General features: G+C 73.3%; 1 protein-coding gene. It reads right to left on the bottom strand.

Going from position 1 to position 600, the window contains the following annotated elements; translation table 11 throughout:
• Window positions 1-505 (bottom strand): MFS transporter (locus tag I5E_RS06160; RefSeq protein ID WP_022906220.1); only part of this gene is annotated, 505 nt, incomplete at its 3' end.
• Window positions 506-600 lie beyond the last annotated feature (95 nt).

The raw sequence follows: 600 nt of genomic DNA, 5'->3' as shown, positions 1-600 counted from the left end.
AGTTCCAGACGTCGGTGACGATGCCCGCGAGCGCCGGCCCGATGAGCGCCGGCACCACCCACGCCGCGGCGAACCCGGCGAACACCGGGCCGTGCAGCTCCTCGGGGAAGATCCGGGCGACGAGCACGTAGAGCACCACGTCGATCGCGCCGGCACCGAAGCCCTCGACGAGTCGGCCGACGAGGAACACCTCCATCGTCGGGGCGAGCATGACCACGGCGGTCCCGACCGCGAACAGGGCGGCGGACACCCACGCGACGATGCGTCCGCCCGCGCGGTCGGTCCAGTTGCCGGCGAGGACCATGCCCGGCACACCGGCGGCCAGGGGCGCGGCGAACGCGAGCGCGTACAGGGTCTCGCCGTCGAGGTCGCGGCTGATCTCCGGCATGACCGTCGTCATCGCGAGGTTCTGGAACGCGGCGACCCCGACGATCGCGACCATGCCGATGGTGGCGAGGGCGTACGGGCCGCTGAACAGACTGGTCCTCGTCGCCGCGGTGCTCACCCGATCATCGTAGGGCCGGCCACCGACGTCCGTGGCGGGACGAGGCGGACGGGAGGCGCGGTGCGGGCCCGCAAAGGGCCTCCCGTCCGCCGTCG

It is taken from the genome of Curtobacterium sp. B18 (genome assembly GCF_000333375.1).
Classification (GTDB): domain Bacteria; phylum Actinomycetota; class Actinomycetes; order Actinomycetales; family Microbacteriaceae; genus Curtobacterium.
This window is presented reverse-complemented; position numbering and strand designations above follow the sequence as displayed.